This is a genomic window from Desulfuromonas carbonis, assembly GCF_054658035.1.
Genome location: NZ_BAAHXR010000003.1, coordinates 1,364,848 through 1,383,401 on the forward strand (window position 1 = coordinate 1,364,848; position 18,554 = coordinate 1,383,401).

Consider the following 18,554-nt stretch of genomic DNA (forward strand, 5'->3'; position numbering starts at 1 on the left):
TTGAAAGGCAGGTCCATGGGTTACCGCAATCTTGCCGCCGCCGCGGCTGATCTCGAGCGCACCGGCCAGCTGCTGCGCGTCACCGCCGAAGTCGATCCGGATCAGGAGGTAGCGGCGATTCAGCGCCGGGTCTATGCCGGGGGCGGGCCGGCGCTCCTCTTCACCAACCTCAAAGGGTGCCGCTTCCCGGCGCTCGCCAATCTCTTCGGCACCTTAGAGCGCACCCGCTTTCTCTTTCGCGACGCCCTCCCCGGCGTCGAAGCCCTGGTTCGCCTCAAGCTCGACCCCGCCGAACTGCTGCGTCACCCGTTGCGCTTTGCCGGCGCTCCGGCGGCGGCCCTGCGGTTGCTGCCAAAGCGCGTAGGGACGGGGCCAATTCTTGCCCAAACCACCACCGTGGGCGAATTGCCGCAGATCAAGTCCTGGCCCGACGACGGCGGCGCCTTCATCACCCTGCCCCAGGTCTACTCCGAACATCCCGGCCAGCCCGGCTGGCGCCATTCCAACCTCGGCATGTACCGGGTCCAGCTCTCCGGCGGCGCCTATCGTCCCGGGGCCGAGGTCGGCCTCCACTACCAGATTCACCGCGGCCTCGGCGTCCATCACGCCGCCGCCCGCGAGCGCGGCGAATCGCTGCCGGTGAGCGTCTTCCTCGGTGGTCCGCCGAGCCTGACGGTGGCGGCGGTGATGCCGCTGCCGGAGGGGATGCCGGAGCTTGCCTTTGCCGGGCTCCTCGGTGGACGACGCATCAAGCTCGTCCAGGGATGCAATGGCCTGCCTATGCCGGCCGAAGCCGACTTCGTTATCTGCGGGCGTATCGATCCGCAACGGACGCTTCCCGAGGGCCCATTTGGCGACCATCTCGGCTACTACAGCCTGGTCCACGATTTTCCGGTGCTGCAGGTGGAGCAGGTTTTCCACCGGCCGGGGGCGATCTGGCCCTTCACCAGCGTCGGCCGGCCGCCGCAGGAGGACACCAGCTTCGGGGCTTTTATCCACGAGCTGACCGGCGACCTGATCCCGAGCGTTCTCCCCGGCATCCACGCGGTGCATGCCGTCGACGCCGCCGGCGTCCACCCGCTGCTGCTGGCGATCGGCAGCGAGCGCTATGTCCCCTACGCCGCCGAGCGCCGCCCGCAGGAGCTTTTGACCCTCGGCAACGCCCTGCTCGGCCAAGGGCAGCTCTCCCTCGCCAAGTACCTGCTGCTGACCGCTCGCGAGGACAGCCCGCAGCTCGATATCCACGATATACCAGCCTTTTTCCGGCATCTGCTGGAGCGGGTCGACTGGCGCCGCGACCTCCATTTCCAGACCTGCACCACCATCGACACCCTCGACTATTCGGGCAGCGGCCTCAACCAGGGGTCGAAGGTGGTGATCGTCGCCGCCGGCCCGCCGCGCCGAAAACTGCCGGTCGAGCTGCCGGCCGGGCTGCGTCTCCCCGCCGGCTTCAGTGCTCCGCGGGTCGCCCTGCCCGGGGTGCTGCTGGTGCAGGGGCCAGCAGCGTGGGAGAAGGAGGCCGGGACGATCCAGGGCTTTTGCGATCACTTCACCGCAAACGACGGCATCAACGACTTCCCGCTGGTGGTGGTGGTCGATGACAGTGACTTCACCGCCCGCAGCCTCGATAATTTGCTCTGGGTGACCTTTACCCGCTCCGACCCGGCGCAGGATATTTACGGGATTGGCGCTGCGATTAAGAACAAACACTGGGGCTGCCAGGGTGCCTTGGTGGTCGATGCCCGCCGCAAGCCGCACCATGCGCCGCCGCTCCTCGAGGATCCGGCGGTGGCGGCCCGGGTCGAAGCACTGGCGGCGCCTGGCGGGCCGCTGCATGGCTGTTATTGAATTGGTGTGTTGAGGATGGGGAATCGATGGGGCGGAAATTTTCGGACGCTGCCGGGACGCGGGCGTGCTGCTGCGCCGGCGCTGGAAATAGCTTTTACGCCCTGGCGCCGAACGGGCCAGGGCTACTGCCTCGGCCGGGGCTAGCCTTCAGCCCGGCCGTGGGACCAGGCAGTCCTCTCGCCAGCAGCAGTCGAGCTGACTGCAGTCGAGACGTCCGGCGGTGCCGAAGCAGGGCTGGTTCCCTTCCGCCTGCTGAACGGCCCGGATCAGGTCGCCCTTCTTGATCCGGCTGATGCCGTTCATCCCCAGGGCATAGGCGCGTTGGCGTACTTCATCGATCTTCATGGGGACTCCTTTGCTGGACAGACGATTAGCCATAGTTAATTGAAAATCAATAATTACCCATAAACGGCCGGCTTGTCAACAGGATGCGTCGGGGACTGGGGAAATTGGCGTGGGGAAATTGGCGTTGCCTTGCGCCACGCCGAGGGTTTAAGATGGCTGCGGCCGTCCGGCAGCTGATGCCCGGGCGGCCGCAGCGTGCATCGGCACGGATGGCATCTCTCCGGTTGGCTAAGGTAGCAGCGATGAATAGCGCAGGATTGAATCTGGGGGCAGCGATTGGCAACACTCCCCTGGTGGAATTGACCCGGCTGCAGTCCCGGCCCGGGGTGAGGATTCTTGCCAAACTCGAAGGGAACAACCCCGGCGGCTCGGTCAAGGACCGTCCGGCCTGGTTCATGATCAAAACCGCGGAGGCGTCCGGGCTGCTCGATCGCGGCCAGACCATTCTCGAACCGACCTCGGGCAATACCGGTATCGCGCTGGCGATGATCGGCGCCGCCCGCGGTTACCGGGTCAAGCTGGTGATGCCGGCCTGTGTCAGCGTCGAGCGGCGCAGCGTCCTCGAAGCCTACGGCGCCGAGCTGGTCCTCTCGCCGGCCGAGGAGGCAACCGACGGCGCGATCCGCCTGGCGCACCAGATCCTGGCCGAAGATCCCGACCGCTACTACATGCCCAACCAGTATGCCAACAGCGCCAACGTCCAGGCCCACTATGAGACGACCGGGCCGGAAATTTTCCGCCAGAGCGATGGCGCGGTCGATATCTTCGTCGCCGGGATGGGAACCTCGGGGACCCTGATGGGGGTCGGCCGTTACCTGCGCGAAGCCAGGCCGGGCGTGCGCATCGTCGGCGTCGAGCCGCGCCTCGGCCACAAGGTCCAGGGGTTGAAGAATATGCGCGAGGCGATCGTGCCGGAGATTTATCAGGAACAGGCCCTCGACGCCAAGCTGACCGTCGAGGACGAGGAAGCCTTTGAGACCGCCCGGCAGCTGGCGTTCCGCGAGGGGATTTTCGCCGGCATGTCGAGCGGCGCCGCGGTGGCCGGGGCGCTGCGGCTGGCGAGCGAGCTGGAGCAGGGGACGATCGTCACCCTCCTGCCGGACCGCGGCGACCGCTACCTGAGTACCACCCTGTTCCGCTCGGTCTGCGCCTGCTGTCCCCCCTGACCTTATCGTGGTGAAGCCGATGGCCGTCCCGCAATTGGTGCGTCGCACCGCCGAAAAAGCGCTGGCCGCCTTCGTCGAGCGCCAGAACGCTGCCGGCCGGATCGCCGACGGGCGGCTCGCCTGGTCAGCGGAGGAGGAGAGTCTGCTGTTGTTCCTGACGCGCCCGGCGGCGACCCTCCCCCTGGTGCGCTTCCGCTTCGTCGCCGAGCTCGGCCAGTGGACCCTGCACTACCGTGATGACGCCGGGCGCTGGTGTTTTTATCTCAACGCGGGGCCGACCCTGGAGTTCGGCAAGCTGCTGGCCGTGGTCGACAGTGATCCCTTCAACTTCTTCTGGCCCGACTGACCTGCTTTCCTGCCCCCCGCTCCAATCCTCACCGCTCCTGCCAAATACTGCCGCCGCGCTCCCTGATCCCCGCGTCCGCTCATTGCATCGTCCCCGGGAACTGCTAGAGTTTTGCTGTGGCCCGCCAATCCCCTTGCCGCGACGATGCCAATGGAAGCGAACCTGCCGGAGCGCGCCCAGCTCCCCTTCGAAATCCTCCCCCAGCCCGATGAGATCACCTGCGGGCCGACCTGCCTGCACGCTCTCTACAACTACTACGGCGATTCTCTCCCGCTGCAGCAGGTCATTGCCGAGGTGCCGATGCTCGAAGGGGGTGGGACCCTGGCGGTACTGCTCGCCTGCCACGCCCTGCGCCGCGGTTACCGGGCGACCATCTATACCTACAAGCTGCAGCTCTTCGATCCGACCTGGCTCACCGGCCCGCCCGCCGAGCTGCCAGCCAAGCTGCGGGCGCAGATGGCGGTCAAGGACGACCCCCGGCTGCACGCTGCGAGTCGGGCCTACCTCGACTTCCTTGCCCTCGGCGGTGAACTTCGCTTCGAAGACCTGACCACCGGCCTGATCCGCAAGTTTCTCAACCGGGGCGCCCCGGTCATTTCCGGCCTGTCGGCGACCTACCTCTACCACAGCCCGCGGGAGTTCGGCCCCAACGCCGATTACGACGACATTCGTGGTGAGCCATCGGGACACTTTGTCGTACTGCGCGGTTATGACCGTCAGCAGCGCACAGTGCTGATCGCCGACCCCCTGGCGAGCAACCCGGTGGGGGCCGGTCAGCGTTACGAAGTGAGCATCGACCGGGTCATCTGCGCTATCCTGCTCGGGGTGCTGACCTATGACGCCAACCTGTTGATCATCCGGCCGCCAGGCCCGAAGGGAAGAAGTGATGCCGACTCTCATCGTCGTTGACGACCCGGCCGACTGGCCGCTGACCATCCCCGGCGCCGAGCTGGTACCGGCCCGCGCCTACCTGACTGAGACGCGCTTCAACGCGCTACGCCATGTCAAGGTCTTCAACCTCTGCCGCTCCTACCGCTACCAGAGCATCGGCTACTACGTTTCGCTCCTCGCCACCGCCCGCGGCCACAAGCCGCTCCCCGGCATCACCACCATCCAGGATCTGAAATCCCAGGCAATCGTCAAGGTCGCCGCCGAGGACCTTGACGCCCTGATCCAGAAGAGCCTCGGCCACCTGCAGTCCAGGGAATATCTCCTCTCGGTCTACTTCGGTCGCAACCTCGCCAAGCACTATGATCCTCTCAGCCAGCGGCTCTTCAAGCAGTTTCCGGCCCCCTTCCTTCGTTGTTCCTTTGCCTACAGCAGCAAGAGCGAACGCTGGTTGCTGCAGGGACTGACGCCGGTGGCGGCGGCCGAGATACCCGACGAGCATCGCGAATTCGTGGTCGCGGTCGCCGGCGACTATTTCCGCGGGCGCCGGCCGCGAGGAGGAAGCCAGGGGCGCAGCCGCTACGACCTCGCGATCCTGGTGGCTCCGGGAGAGGCCGACCCTCCCTCCGACCGCCGGGCGCTGCAAAGGTTTCTACGCGCCGCGACCCGGATCGGATTCACTCCCGAGCTGATCGGCAAGGATGACGTCGGTCGCCTCGGCGAATTCGACGCCCTCTTCATCCGCGAGACGACCAGCGTCAACCACCACACCTACCGCTTTGCCCGGCGGGCGGCGGCCGAGGGGCTGGTGGTCATCGACGATCCCGAGTCGATTCTCAAGTGCACCAACAAGGTCTTTCTCGCCGAACTGCTGGAGCGCAACAAGGTGCCGACGCCGCGCACCATGATCGTTCATCGCGGCAACCGCGCCCAGGTCAGCGAGACTCTCGGCCTCCCCTGCATCCTTAAGCAGCCCGACTCCTCTTTTTCCCGCGGGGTGATCAAGGTCGAGAGCGAGGCGGCCTGCAAAGAGGCGATCGGCCGCCTGCTGGAAAAGTCGGAGCTGATCATCGCCCAGGAGTTTCTCCCCACCGCCTACGACTGGCGCGTCGGCATCTTCGACCGCCAGCCCCTTTACGCCTGCCGCTACTACATGGCGAAGAGCCACTGGCAGATCCTCAAGCATGACGTTGGCGGCAAGCTGGTCGACGAGGGGCGCTTCGATACCATCCCGGTCGAGCATCTGCCGACCCCGGTGCTGCGCACGGCGCTGAAGGCGGCCAACCTGATCGGGGACGGTCTCTACGGGGTCGATCTCAAGCAGGTCGGCGACCAGGTCTACGTCATCGAGGTCAACGACAATCCGAACCTCGACGCCGGCGTCGAGGACCAGGTCCTGAAGGAGGATCTCTATCTGCGGATCATGCGGGTGATGTTGCGGCGGGTCGAGCAGCGCAAGGAACGGGTGCCGGCATGAAACGCCCCCTGCATCTCTTTGAAGGATTCGGCGTCGAGATCGAGTACATGATTGTCGACCGGGAGCGGCTGACGGTGCTGCCGGTGGCTGACCAGGTGCTGACCGCGCAGGCGGGGGAGCTGACCGACGAGGTGGAGGTCGGGGCGCTGGCCTGGTCTAACGAGCTGGTGCTGCATGTCATCGAGCTGAAGACCAACGGGCCGGCCGCGCGGCTGGAGGGGCTCGCCAGCACCTTCCAGGAGCATGTCGGCAAGATCAACCGCCACCTTGGTCCTCTCGGCGGCATGCTCCTTCCCGGGGGGATGCACCCGTCGATGGACCCGCTGCGGGAAACCCTGCTCTGGCCTCACGACAACAGCCCGATTTATCAGGCCTACGACCGGATTTTCGGTTGCCGCGGCCATGGTTGGGCCAACCTGCAGAGTGTCCACCTCAACCTCCCCTTTGCCAGCGACGAGGAGTTCGGCCGCCTCCATGCCGCCATTCGCCTGGTGCTGCCGATCCTGCCGGCGCTGGCAGCGAGTTCACCCCTGCTCGATGGCCGATCGACCGGGCTGCTCGACAACCGGCTCGAGGTCTATCGCCTCAACCAGCGGCTGGTGCCGTCCGTTACCGGCCGGGTTATCCCCGAGCCGGTCTTCTCCCCCCGTGCCTACCGGGAGGAGGTGCTGGAGACGATGTACCGGGAGATCGCGGCCCGGGACCCCGAAGCGGTCCTGCAGCACGAGTGGCTCAACTCCCGCGGCGCCATCGCCCGCTTTGAACGGAACACTATTGAAATCCGTTTGCTCGATGTTCAGGAGTGTCCGGCTGCCGACCTGGCGATCGTCTCCTTGCTGGTCGCCCTGCTGCGCGCCCTGGTCGGCGAGGAGTGGCTGAGTTACGCCGAGCAGCAGCTCTGGTCCGTCGCCGAACTGGAGCCGATCCTGCTCGCCACGATCCGGGATGGCGAGGCGGCCCTCATCGAGGACCGGCGCTATCTGGAGGCCCTCGGGGTGCCGGAGGCGCCATGCCGTGCCGGCCAGCTCTGGCGCCGCCTGGCCGAACGCTGCGGCGGACTGCTGGCAGCGCCCCAGCAGGAAGCCCTGGAACTGATTCTCCGGTCCGGAACCCTGGCCCGGCGCCTGGTGCAGCGGCTCGGTCCTGCCCCGACGGCGCCGCTTGTGGTCGACTGCTACCGGGAGCTGGGTGCCTGCCTCGCGGAAGGAAGGCTCTTTGATGGCTGACATGCGCCTGGTCCTGAGCTGTGAGCATGCCGGCAACCAGGTCCCGGGGCCCTGGGAGGGGGCTTTTCTCGGGCACGAGGCGCTGCTGGAGACCCACCGCGGCTACGACATCGGGATTTTCCCCTTTGCCGAACGGCTGGCGGCCCAGCGCGGGGTTTTCCTGAATGCCTGCCGGGTCACCCGACTGCTGGTCGATGCCAATCGCAGTCCGCACAGCCAAACCCTCTTCTCCGAGTTCTCCCGCGCCCTGCCGGCGGCCGCGCGGCGTTCGCTGCTGGAACGCTACTACCATCCGTATCGGCAGGCGGTGGTTCGCCAGGTCGACCAGGCCCTGTCCGGGGGGAGTGCGGTCCTTCATCTTTCCCTGCATTCCTTTACCCCGCATTTTCGCGGCGTCGAACGCAATGCCGATGTCGGCCTGCTCTACGATCCGGGGGTGCCGGCGGAGAACCGGCTCTGTCGGCGCTGGCAGCAACTGCTTCGGGAAAGCGGCCGGTCCTGGCGGGTGCGCCGCAATTACCCTTACCGGGGGGCCGCCGACAGTCTGGTGACCTGGTTGCGACGGCGCAAGCGGCATCAGGACCCCTACCTTGGAATTGAGCTCGAAATCAACCAGCGCTGGCCGCTGACCGGCGGCGAAGGCTGGCAGCAGTTGCAGGACGACCTCCTCCGCAGCCTGGATATGCTGCTCGATCGGCCGGTCCTCCAGAACTGGTACGATGAGGAACGGCATCCCTGAGCCCCTTCCCGCCCCCGGTATTCATTGACAGGCCCGGGGATCGGGGCAGACTTAGAGAAGAACCGATGGGAGAAAACGGGTCATGTGGGCAGAACGTTTGATCATTGCGTTCATCCTTTTACTGCTGGCGCCGGCCGTGGATCTTGCCGCCCATGCCCAGGAGTCGGAGCAGGAAGCGGTCGCCGTCTCCCCGCCCCAGGAAAAAACACCGCCATTGGGTGTCGCCGAGGTGGTGCCACGTCTTTCCAGTCTCACTGAAGAGGCGGGGACCGCACTGTCCCGGGTCGACACCCTCCAGGATCATCGCGCTGTTACTGCCTTATTGGAGCAGGAACGGGGACGCCAGGAGGCGCTGCAAAAACGCCTGGCCACCCTCGGTGATCCCGCCGGCTGGAGTATCGAGCGGCTCCTCGATATCCGTGGTCGCCTGGTTGAACAGCGAAATGCCCTCAAGGGGCTGGTCGATATGATTTCGCAACCGCTGGCCGAACTCGACCGGTTGCGAACGGCCTGGGAAGAGAATAAGACATTCTGGCAGGATTGGGAGAAACAGGTCCGGGAGCAGAAATTGCCACTGCCCCGGGATGCCTTTGCCAAGGCAGGGGAGACGATCACCACGGTTCTGGAAAAGACCAACCAGGCCTTTTCCCGTCTGATCGAGCTGCAAACCAGCGTCACCACCCTGCAGGAAAAAAACCTCAACGATTTGAACCGGATCGAGGCGAGCCTTGACGCCATGCGGCGCAAGACCTTCACCCGCACCGCCCCCTCCTTTTTCAATCCCGCCTTTTACCGGCAATTTAAGGACACCCTCCGGGCCCGGGTCGTAGAAGGTGTTCAGGAGAGCCAGGGGATTTCAGCGGGCTATTTCCGCGACCAGGGGTGGTTGCTGCTGCTGCAGGCCGGAGTCGCTCTTGTCCTCGGGCTTTTCATCCGCCGGCAGCGCCATACCCCGGAGGTTGCGGCGGAGTGGCATTTCATTCTCAAGCATCCCTGGGCCACCGGACTCTTCGCCGCGATCTCCGCACTGAGTTTCCTCTACCCCACCCCTTCGGCCTGGTGGCGGGTTTCCCTCTGGTTCCTGGTCGTTGGCTCAGCATCGATCCTGATTACCGGCCTGCTGGAAAACCGCCGCAAGATTTTCACCGTTTTCTTCCTGGCGGCACTCTTCCTGGTCTCCCTGTTGCTGCAAACCCTGTCGCTCCCGCAGCCCCTCTACCGGCTCTATCTTGCCGTCGTTACGCTGCTGAGCGTCCCGCTGTTATTGCAGGTGGCGCGGCGCAACCGGCAGGCAAAGGGAGGGCGAAGCGATCTCTTTGTTCTTTTCCTGCAGGTCCTGAGCCTCCTCTTTTTAACGGCCTTTGCCGCCCAGGCAGGGGGCTACTCGGTGTTGGCGTCACGACTCTTTGAGTCCTCCCTGGAGACGGTCTTTCTCTGGTTGGTGGCGGCGATGGCCATTCGTCTGGTCCGGGGCGGGGTTGAATACCTGTTCAGCCGGCCGCTTTTGCAGCGGAGCCGTTTCGTTCGCCGCTCCGGAGACGAGCTCGCCAGGCGATTGAAGAGCCTTTTTGACGTGTTCGTGGTCGGCTATGCCGGTTTTTACCTGTGCGTGGTCTGGGGTCTTGTCGATTCCGTTGCCCAGGCCTGGGCACGGTTGCTGGAGTTAGGGTTCCCCTGGGGCGAGACCTTTATCTCTGTACAGATGGTCCTGCTCGCCGCCCTGGTTATCTACCTTTCGATCGTGCTCTCCTGGGTCCTGCGTGCCCTGCTCGAGTGGGAGGTCTTTCCCCGCAAGGGGATGGATCGCGGCGTTCGGGATTCGATCAAAAAACTGCTCCATTACAGCCTGGTCTTTGTCGGCTTTCTGCTCGCCCTCAGCCTGGCCGGTATTGAACTGAAAAACTTTGCCGTCCTGGCCGGGGCCTTCGGTATCGGCATCGGATTCGGCCTGCAGAATATCGTCAACAATTTCGTCAGCGGCATCATTCTCCTCTTTGAGCGCCCGATCAAGGTCGGGGACATGGTGGTGATCGAAAACGAGTGGGGGACCGTGCGCAAAATCGGCCTGCGCTCGACAATTGTGGAAACCATTGACCAGTCGGAGATCATCGTTCCCAATTCAGACCTGGTTTCCCAGAAGGTGACCAACTGGACCCTTTCTACCAAGATGGCCCGGGTGGTCCTGCCGGTGGGGGTTGCTTATGGGAGCGACCTGGCCAAGGTGCTGGGGCTGCTGCTGGCGGCCGCGGAGGGGCATGAAGCGGTGGTGAAAGAGCCTGCCCCTTCGGCGATTTTCACCGCCTTCGGCAACAGTTCCATCGATTTTGAATTGCGGGTCTGGATCGCCGATATATCGCGCCGCCAGGTGGTGCGCAGCGAACTGGGCCAGGAGGTCGACCGCCTCTTCCGGGAAGAGGGCGTGGAAATCCCCTTCCCACAGCGGGACCTGCACCTGCGGTCCCTGGACAACTCCCTGCTCGATCGCGTGGCCCCGGGAAGGGGGGCGCGAAATCAGGCAATGCCGGCAGAAGACCAGAGCAAGGAGCCGGGCTAGTCCCCAGTAACCCATAATCTTTCGTATCTTGCTGGTTATTTTTCGCGTCAGCTGCGTTTTGGTGTTCGCTGTTTAGCTATGGCTAGGCAGCGAACACCATGCCTTGCTGACACGAAAAATCCCTGCGCAATCTTCCGAAATCCTATGAGTTACAGGGTACTGGGCCAAGTTGCCGCCTATTTCCAGATGTTGGTGAGTCTCCGGCGCTGGCGATCAATACTCTTCTGCCCCTCTTCAAGGGCGTCCATGAGGTGCTCGCGCCATTCTTCGGCGACCTCGCCCCCCTTTTCAACCAGGTCGCTGGTGCGGTCAGCGAGAGTATCAACCGTCTCGCGGACGGCCTCGGCCGAATCCCGGATCAGGGCTTCGGTTTCGTTTTTTACCTTCTTGCTGTAACGGCCAATCTGGCGGCGGGTTCTCTTGCCGGATTGCGGCGCAAAGAGGATGCCGATCCCGGCGCCGATCAGTCCACCGGCGATCAGCATGATTGCCCCGACGGTACTCGCTTTCTGGTTTCCATTCATGGTGTGCCTCCGATAAGGTCAAGTCTTCCTCTTCCTTTAACACAAAACGGCGGCGCTGCAAGATGCCGGAGTGCCCTTGCATTTATCAGGAGAGGCGCTAGACTGAAAGCAAAGAGAAAGGAGGATCGGGATCATAGCAGACCACATCGAAACTTAGGCAAACCTGACCCCCTCCGGGGGTATGATCGCTCTGCCCCGCAGAGCGAGCCAGCCGGCCGCAAAAGCCCGGTTGAAGCAATGGCCCTCCCGCTAACCATGCGGGAGGTTGCCGTTTGCGCCCATAAGAAAAGCCCGGTTCCAGGAACCGGGCTTTTCTTGTCGCAAGTTTCGGGGGAGCATTACTGGCCGCGCAACTCCTTGAGGATGGCGGGATTAGCTTCCTCTTCGGCGAGGATGGAGTGGCAGGTATCGCAATCCATGGAGATGGTCTCTCCCGATTCGGCGACATGCTCCTCATCGTGGCAGCGGAAACAGCCGAGGTCCTCGTTATGTCCGATGTGGCTGGTGTAGGTGCCCCATTGGACATTCATTTCCGGAAAAACATTCTGCGCGTAGGCCGCCTGCACCCCGGCAATCGCCTTCTCCAGCTTGGCCGGTGCCTCCTTGACCAGGGCCGGATAGTTCTTCTGATACCAGGTGTTGAGGGCACTGGCGATAGCGGTGCGGGCCTCGGCCTGGGTGGCGTATTGCTGCTGGACAACCTCCATGGCCTGGCGTTTTATGAAGGGGAGATCGACGGGAATGTCGCCCGAGAGGATCTTGTTGTTGATGGCGACCTTGGCCGGCAGGTAGACATGGGTCGGCCGGTTATGGCAGTCGATGCAGTCCATTTCCCGGACGCCGACCTCCTCGCCGACCGACTTGAGTTTTTCTTCGGCGTCAGCCGTGCGGAAAATGGTGGTGGTGCCGTCTGCCTTGTGGAGGGTCACTTCCGGGATTTCCATCCGGTCCCAGCTGCTGGCCCGGTAGGTGATGCGGTTTTCCGGGGCGACATGCCAGTGGATGCCGTGGGAGCTGACCGCCCGGTCCCCGGCCGTCCCGATCTTCATCAACAGCACCGACTGGACGTGGGAATTCTGTTCGTCCGGTTTGAAGTCGTCCTTGACGGCCAGCTTGTCGCCATGGAATTTTTCCGGACGATGGCATTCTTCACAGGTGTCGCGGGCCGGGCGCAGGCCGTGGACTGGGACCTCGATGGGGCGGGGAAAGGTGTCGAGGGCGACCGCAAAGAGCTGGCGGGCACCGGAGATCTTCGATTTTACGAACCAGGTGGCGCCGGAACCGATGTGGCATTCAACGCAGGGGACCCGGGAGTGGGCGGAGTTGGTGTAGGCCGTGAACTCCGGATTCATTACCTCATGGCAGAACTGGCCGCAGAAACCGACCGATTCCAGGTAGTGGTAGCCCCGGTAACCGAGCAAGCCGAAGATGAAGAGATTGACGCAGGTCAGAAAGACGGCAAAGAAGACCAGCTTCCGCATCCGGCTGAACTTGGTCGGATCGGTGAAGTAGTCCCGCAGGTAATCCATGGTGAAAAGCCGGACTTCTTCCTTCCCCTTGAAGAAGAAGAGGCCGAGAAAGACCATGACCAGGCCGACAATAAATGTCGGGCCGAGGACCATGTAGACCAGGGCGGCAAAGTAGGTATTGCGAATGTGCCAGATGACGTCGTAGAGCAGGGCGCCGAGCAGAAAGGGGAAGATAACGGTGACGATCATCGCACCGATGAGGGAAACGCGGCTGCGTGCGATCCCGCGGGCGAAAGCGGTGAGAATGTCGGTGATCCGTTTCATGTCGGGTCCTTGTCGGGAAAAATGGCATGGTTGCGACAGATATATTTGCCGCAGTCGGGAGATGCGGGGAACCGGGCGCTCTGGGCCGGGAAGGGTAATTAGGTAGCATTAATTACCCCGGCTTGTCAATATCCATATCGCATATCCGGCTGTGACACCAGCAGAAATCGGGCTTTTTGCCGACAAATTAATCCGGCCCCATGAAAAGCAGCGGCCGCCCGGGGGGCGGCCGCTGCTTTTGAGCTAGAGCATTCTGCGGGGAATCAGTGACTGGGGGAGTTCTCCTCCATGAACGCCGGCAGAATCATGTTGAGGAAGTAGAAGATAACAAAGGGGGTGGCTATGACCGTCAGGGCTCCGGCGAGTCCCTCCTTGAAGGTCTCCATGTCGTGGGGAATGATCGGCAGGTGGTAATGCATGTAGCCGGCAAAGGTCAGGGAGAAGGCCTGGCCGCCGATGACGACGTTCCAGCGCATCATCAAGACCCCGAACAGGACCAGCAGAGAAGCCGCCGCTGCACGGCGCACCGTGATCCCGGGAATCAGCAGCATGATAAAGGGGAGCAGGTTGCCGATACCATACTGCAGGATGAAGATTTTCACGAAATCATGCTCGTAGATGACCATGCGCAGGGCGTCCCAGGACTTGACGGCGGTATAGCCGCGAAAGATCATGTCGAGCATTTCCAGGGTGAGGGCCAGGGTCATGAAGATCAACAGGTACTTGGAGGTCATCTTCACCTCGTGGTCCTGGACGCTGCGCAGGTGGTGGTAATCGACCGCGGCGCTGCCGTGGGCGATGGCGTCGGGCAGCAGATAGTTCTTGCCGCGGCGGGCGGCCCACTTGCGGATTTCCATGAAGACATAGTAGCTGACGATGCAGAGGGCAATACCGGAAACGACGGCCGAGCAGATAAAGATCACCGGCATCAGCGGTGTCATCCAGAGGGCGTTGGCCTTGACCGAGCCGAAGATGAAGCCGGCGTAGCCGTGCAGAAAACAGGCGACGGGGATACCGACCCCGGCCAGGAGCTTGACCGCCTTGTGGTCGGCTTCCAGGGCTTCTGCGCCGATGTCGCGGACGCCGAGGCTGAGGAGTTTGTAGATCAACAAAAGGATGCTTTCGCCAGCGCTGCGGGAACTCTTCTGCTCCAGGCGCAGCAGGGTCTCGACGATGAACCTGCGATAGACGAACCAGATTTCGGCGGCGACGATACAGGCATAGGTCATGAAGACGATGCCGAAGGCGGAGATCGCCGAGGTGAAGTGGGGTGTCATCAGGACGTGAATGCCGCGGAAGGGTTGTTGCAGGTGGAGCAGCAGCGGCATCATCGCCACCGGCAGCAGAGCGAAGGAGAAGACCAGGGCAAAGCGAGCGATATTCTTCAGCTTTTCGACTCCGAAGACATGATAGAGGGAAGAGAGGACGAAGGCGCCGGCGACCAGGCCGGTCATGTAGGGATACATGACAATCTGGATCGACCAGTAGACATATTCGTTGGGGAGGACGAAGAGGTCCTTGATTGTCCAGGCTTCGCCGTGAACCACCATTTGGGCAACATGTTCGACCATGATCAGCGCACCTCCTCGTTCAGGCCAATGTAGTAGACATTCGGTTTGGTCCCGTATTCATCGCGCAGGATGCCGACGCGCTGATGCAGCACCGCCCTGGCGACGGGGTCGCGGGGATCTCTCAGGTTGCCGATGCGGCGGGCGCCAAAGGGGCAGGCCTGGGCGCAGGCCGTATTCCCGCCGTTGGAGATGCGGTGGTAGCAGAAGGTGCACTTGTCGGCGACATGTTCCACCGGGTGGAAAAAGCGGACGCCGTAGGGGCAGCCCATGATGCAGTAGCCACAGCCGATGCACCAGGTGCGGTCGACCAGAACGGCGCCGTCGGCGGTCTGGTAGGTGGCGCCGACCGGGCAGACCTGAACGCAGGCCGGGACGGTGCAGTGGTTGCAGAGCTTGGGGACGAAAAACGCCTGGGCGATCTCCTCATCGGCAACCTTTTTCATGCCGTCGGCGTTCTGATCGATCAGTTTGGTGGTGAAGCCATTGAGAGCGCCCTTGGGGGTATCCATCAAGACCTGGCCGTCCTTGGTCATGATGTAGCGCTCGACCCAGGTGCGGGTGACGTTGGCTTCCAGCGGAATCTCGTTTTCAAGCTTGCAGGCCTTGACGCAAAATCCGCAGCCGACGCATTTGTAGGTATCGACCAGGAAACCCCAGCGAAGTTCGGGGTTGGCGGCGAGGACCTCGCCGGGTTCCAGGATATCCAGGGCCGAGAGGGAGAGGGCGGCGCCGGAAACAAAAACGGCCGTGCTCTTTAAAAAGTCCCGTCGTTTCATGGCTTACATCTCCTCCAGGCTCGGGTTGTGCGGATTGTGGCATTCACTGCACCCCATCTCGGCGTTGTGGGTGGCAGGATCGATGCCCGGGATGTTGTTGCGTCCGCTCGAGGGCATGACGAGCGCGGAGTGGCAGCGAATACAGAGGTCACGGCTGCGGTCGATTGCCAGCTTCTCCGGGTCCTCCGGGTGGTTCAGGGCCGGGCCGTGGCAGTTCTCACAGGGGATCATGGCGTGTTGGGAGGCGCTCAGGCTGCCGACCTTGTCTTCGTGGCACTCATTGCAGTAATTGCTCTCCTTGTACTTGGCCGGAAAGGCTTTCCACTCCTGCTCGTTCCCCAGGCGGTGGAAGCCGAAGGTATAGCCCCTTTCCTGAACACCAAAATCCTTGGGTACATAGATTGCCCGGAACAACAGGATGGCAACGACCAGGGCGATGACCACATAGAGTGGCCTCCAGACGTGATTTTTCACCGCGGACCCCTTTCGATCAGATGAAATAAAAACAACGTTTCTTTGGCCAATTATTATTGCTGTTGCCGAAATGTCAATTATGGACAGGGGCGACCTGCGGCCCTGGCATCAGTCGGGAGCAATGAGAAAAAGTCAATTTATGCAATATATTATCGTAAAATGAACTACCCCGCAGCAAGCTACGGGGTATCAACAGCCTACACCCTTAGTAAAAATCGCGCAGCAAGCTGCGGGGAATTGAACCCAACTTTTGATTAAGATTTGCTTTCTTGTTGAACTGCCGCCATGAACAGTCTAGTTGTAGACCAGTGAAGGGGTCCATATGTTCTTTGTCCAAACCAGAACCGGATCGATGCAGGTGACAAAAATAATCTTGCTATGAAAAATAATAAAAAAGTGTTATATTATGCAAACAAAAAGAAATTAACTCTGAATAATGATGAAAAATTTAGTACACGTTCTCTCGCCCGCTTAGTCTAGCAAATCTTTTTCTTCGTGCAGGCAGGGTCGGAGCGAATGTGCCATTCGGGAGGCAGGAGTGATCTAGGAACCGGGTCCGAAGCAGGGAGGCTGCAGCAATGGCGGAGAAACGACAATCGCTGGAAGAGAGGGTCGTCTGGCTGGAAACGCAGGTAGGGGAGCTGAATTCCAGGCTTGCCGAGCTGGACGCCAGATATGAAAGTGGCGGGGTTGGAAAGATCAAGGCTGCTCGCCAGGTGGCTGCCGCCGATTCCGGGGATGCTTCGGAAGAGATCCTTTCCTGGGTGGGGCGGACCGCACTGTTACCGCGGATTTCGTCGCTCTGCTTCCTGCTGGTGGTCGCCCTGGCACTGCGCACCGTGACGGACAACCAGCTGCTCGATCCCCAGATCGGATCGCTGCTCGGTATGGTCTATGCCGGCGGCTTGATCGCCTGGGGCGCCTTCAAGTATCGCCAGGCTAGCCCCCTCGCCCCGGTTTTCGCGGTAGCGGGTACCCTGCTGATGTTCAGTGTCGTTGCCGAAACCCACGCCCATTTCGACGCCCTACCCACAGTTCCGGCCTATATTATACTCGCCATCGTTGGTGCCGCCGCGGCCCTGATCAGCTACCTGAACCGGGTCGCCGCGCCGGTCTTCGCCGGTACTTTAGGCATGAGTATCGCCGGTCTCGCCATCGATTACCCGAACCCGGTCTTCCCCTATCTTGCGATCCTGTTGCTGGCCGCGAATCTTTTCGGAGTTTACGCCACCCGCCTGCAGCGATGCTCCTGGCTGCGCTGGATTCTCCTGCTTCTCACCCTGCTGGTCCTGCAGATATGGAGCTTCAAACTGGGGATTTTTCTTGGCCGCCAGGAGTACTCCGATCTCCCCTTCGCCCTCAGCGGCTTTTTCCCGATGTTGGCGATCTTTGTCATCTTCTATCTCGGAACTGCGATTGTCGGAATCATCTGGCGAGCTCAGGACCGGGTGGCCCGCTTTGATCTGGCACTGCCGACACTGAGTTGCGGCTGGCTGTTTGTCCTCGGCCGTTATGTCGTCAATGCCGGTAATGGAAGTCCTCAGGTCCTGGGGATTGTCGCCACCCTCCTCGCCCTTGCCTTGCTGGGAATCGCTCACTGGATGGGATCCCGCCGGGACGACAAGGCGCGGGGGACGAACGCCTTTTCCCTGGCGGCTGTTGTGTTGCTCGCCATGGCGCTACCCCTCGCTTTGGATCATCCGCTGCTGGCGCTTTCCCTCCTGTCGGCTATTGCCCTGGGGCTGACCTGGGTCGCCCAGCGCTGGGAGAGCGGGGGGGTGCGGGTTACCTCGTATTTGCTCCAGTTCTATGCCTGTGGTGCCCTGGTCATGGAGTTGCAGGGGACCGAAGTTGCCACCCCTTCGGCACTCAGTGCCCTGGCGGCAGGCGCTCTGGCCTGTATCGGACTCTGGCATTTCCGCTGGGTACGGACCCATCTTCCCGCGGCCGAGTCCCTCGTCTTTTCCCGTTTTGACAAGGAAGACCGGAGCGCGATCCTGTTATTGCTGGCGGCGCTTGTCAGCGGCTTTTTCACTTTGCGGGTCGGCATCTATCAGGCCATGCGGGTTTTTCACCTCGAAGGCCCCGGGGCCTTTGGCTGCTACCAGAGTGTGCTGATCAATCTCTCGGCGATTATCCTGATGGCAATGGCGCTATGGCGGGATAACAGGGAATTACGCAATGTCGCGATTCTTGTGACCCTGGTCGGTGGGGCAAAAGTCTTTTTTGGGGACCTGCTGGGGGCCAAGGGTGTCCCCCTGGTGCTCAGTGTCTTCTCCTTTGGCCTGGCGGCGGCGGTGGATTCAATCGTGCTTGGGCGCTGGCAAAAGTCCGCAAGTGGCGAGCAGGAGCCGACCGCAGAGAGTCAGACGGTGGCCGAAGCTTGAAACAACATGGTGCGCCAACGGGGATTAAAAATATAAAATTTGAGGGATTAAATAAAAAATTAATATTTAATCCTTTTTCATATTGACAGGCCTGCCGGGGTGCTGCTATTGTCTGTATTAAAAGAGGCAAATAACAGAAACATAATTAAAATCAGCCAAGTGTTGTTTCGGGGGCGCCTCCGCCGGAACAGCTCACAACCCCAGCAGAGAGGTGACTTATGACTACCGAATCTCGTTTCATGGATGTCGCGAAAACCGGTTATGTCCTTGGCCTTCTTGGTGTCGTCGGTATTTTCGCAACGATCAGTGCGGTTTTGATTGCCTGGCCGGCGCTTGCCTACCTGGGGTCCAAACTTTTCTAATATCCTTTGCTAACAGGGGGCCGTTGGGCCCCCTGTTATGGTCCGTCAAAATCCTTGAATCCATAGATATGGATAAAT

General features: G+C 61.9%; 15 protein-coding genes. 9 read left to right on the top strand and 6 right to left on the bottom strand.

Going from position 1 to position 18,554, the window contains the following annotated elements; translation table 11 throughout:
* The first annotated feature begins 15 nt into the window (after window positions 1-15).
* Complete coding sequence (locus ACYQ8E_RS13230) at window positions 16-1,848, top strand: UbiD family decarboxylase (RefSeq protein ID WP_066723488.1); 1,833 nt, start codon at window positions 16-18, stop codon at window positions 1,846-1,848.
* Window positions 1,849-1,995: 147 nt separating this feature from the next.
* On the opposite strand, the gene ACYQ8E_RS13235 is transcribed toward ACYQ8E_RS13230, so the two are convergent.
* Complete coding sequence (locus ACYQ8E_RS13235; protein WP_066723491.1) at window positions 1,996-2,193, bottom strand: hypothetical protein; 198 nt, start codon at window positions 2,191-2,193, stop codon at window positions 1,996-1,998.
* A gap of 242 nt (window positions 2,194-2,435) precedes the next feature.
* Between ACYQ8E_RS13235 and ACYQ8E_RS13240 the strand changes: the two genes are divergently transcribed.
* The 7 genes from ACYQ8E_RS13240 (at window position 2,436) to ACYQ8E_RS13270 (ending at window position 10,589) form a co-directional block, all read left to right on the top strand.
* Window positions 2,436-3,359: a PLP-dependent cysteine synthase family protein gene (locus tag ACYQ8E_RS13240; RefSeq protein WP_066723494.1), complete on the top strand. Its 924-nt coding sequence runs from the start codon at window positions 2,436-2,438 to the stop codon at window positions 3,357-3,359.
* 19 nt (window positions 3,360-3,378) lie between these two features.
* On the top strand, window positions 3,379-3,705 hold the full coding sequence (locus tag ACYQ8E_RS13245) for a DUF3024 domain-containing protein (protein ID WP_066723497.1): 327 nt from the start codon (window positions 3,379-3,381) through the stop codon (window positions 3,703-3,705).
* A gap of 150 nt (window positions 3,706-3,855) precedes the next feature.
* Window positions 3,856-4,614 carry a C39 family peptidase gene (locus ACYQ8E_RS13250; RefSeq protein WP_066723506.1) on the top strand — a complete coding sequence of 253 codons (759 nt, stop codon included), beginning with the start codon at window positions 3,856-3,858 and terminating at the stop codon, window positions 4,612-4,614.
* Window positions 4,592-6,070, top strand: a complete 1,479-nt coding sequence (locus ACYQ8E_RS13255; RefSeq protein ID WP_066723509.1) for a RimK family ATP-grasp domain-containing protein — start codon at window positions 4,592-4,594, stop codon at window positions 6,068-6,070. Before ACYQ8E_RS13250 ends, ACYQ8E_RS13255 begins: the two co-directional genes overlap by 23 nt.
* Window positions 6,067-7,296 (top strand): carboxylate-amine ligase, encoded by a 1,230-nt coding sequence (locus ACYQ8E_RS13260; RefSeq protein ID WP_066723521.1) that lies wholly within the window; start codon window positions 6,067-6,069, stop codon window positions 7,294-7,296. Before ACYQ8E_RS13255 ends, ACYQ8E_RS13260 begins: the two co-directional genes overlap by 4 nt.
* Window positions 7,289-8,035 (top strand): N-formylglutamate amidohydrolase, encoded by a 747-nt coding sequence (locus tag ACYQ8E_RS13265; protein ID WP_066723524.1) that lies wholly within the window; start codon window positions 7,289-7,291, stop codon window positions 8,033-8,035. Before ACYQ8E_RS13260 ends, ACYQ8E_RS13265 begins: the two co-directional genes overlap by 8 nt.
* Before the next feature lie 82 nt (window positions 8,036-8,117).
* Complete coding sequence (locus ACYQ8E_RS13270) at window positions 8,118-10,589, top strand: mechanosensitive ion channel family protein (RefSeq protein WP_066723532.1); 2,472 nt, start codon at window positions 8,118-8,120, stop codon at window positions 10,587-10,589.
* Window positions 10,590-10,765: 176 nt separating this feature from the next.
* On the opposite strand, the gene ACYQ8E_RS13275 is transcribed toward ACYQ8E_RS13270, so the two are convergent.
* The 5 genes from ACYQ8E_RS13275 to ACYQ8E_RS13295 all read right to left on the bottom strand — a co-directional run bounded on the left by ACYQ8E_RS13275 (window position 10,766) and on the right by ACYQ8E_RS13295 (window position 15,727).
* Window positions 10,766-11,113 (bottom strand): YtxH domain-containing protein, encoded by a 348-nt coding sequence (locus ACYQ8E_RS13275; RefSeq protein ID WP_459861077.1) that lies wholly within the window; start codon window positions 11,111-11,113, stop codon window positions 10,766-10,768.
* A gap of 338 nt (window positions 11,114-11,451) precedes the next feature.
* Complete coding sequence (locus ACYQ8E_RS13280) at window positions 11,452-12,906, bottom strand: NapC/NirT family cytochrome c (protein WP_066723539.1); 1,455 nt, start codon at window positions 12,904-12,906, stop codon at window positions 11,452-11,454.
* A 263-nt stretch (window positions 12,907-13,169) separates the two neighbouring features.
* Window positions 13,170-14,453 (bottom strand): NrfD/PsrC family molybdoenzyme membrane anchor subunit, encoded by a 1,284-nt coding sequence (gene nrfD / locus ACYQ8E_RS13285; protein WP_066729631.1) that lies wholly within the window; start codon window positions 14,451-14,453, stop codon window positions 13,170-13,172.
* A gap of 26 nt (window positions 14,454-14,479) precedes the next feature.
* Window positions 14,480-15,253, bottom strand: coding sequence for a 4Fe-4S dicluster domain-containing protein (locus tag ACYQ8E_RS13290; RefSeq protein WP_066723546.1), 774 nt, complete (start codon window positions 15,251-15,253; stop codon window positions 14,480-14,482).
* Window positions 15,254-15,256: 3 nt separating this feature from the next.
* On the bottom strand, window positions 15,257-15,727 hold the full coding sequence (locus tag ACYQ8E_RS13295; protein WP_066723548.1) for a cytochrome c3 family protein: 471 nt from the start codon (window positions 15,725-15,727) through the stop codon (window positions 15,257-15,259).
* Between the two features lie 578 nt (window positions 15,728-16,305).
* Between ACYQ8E_RS13295 and ACYQ8E_RS13300 the strand changes: the two genes are divergently transcribed.
* Window positions 16,306-18,114, top strand: coding sequence for a DUF2339 domain-containing protein (locus tag ACYQ8E_RS13300; RefSeq protein ID WP_066723550.1), 1,809 nt, complete (start codon window positions 16,306-16,308; stop codon window positions 18,112-18,114).
* The last annotated feature ends 440 nt before the right edge of the window (window positions 18,115-18,554 follow it).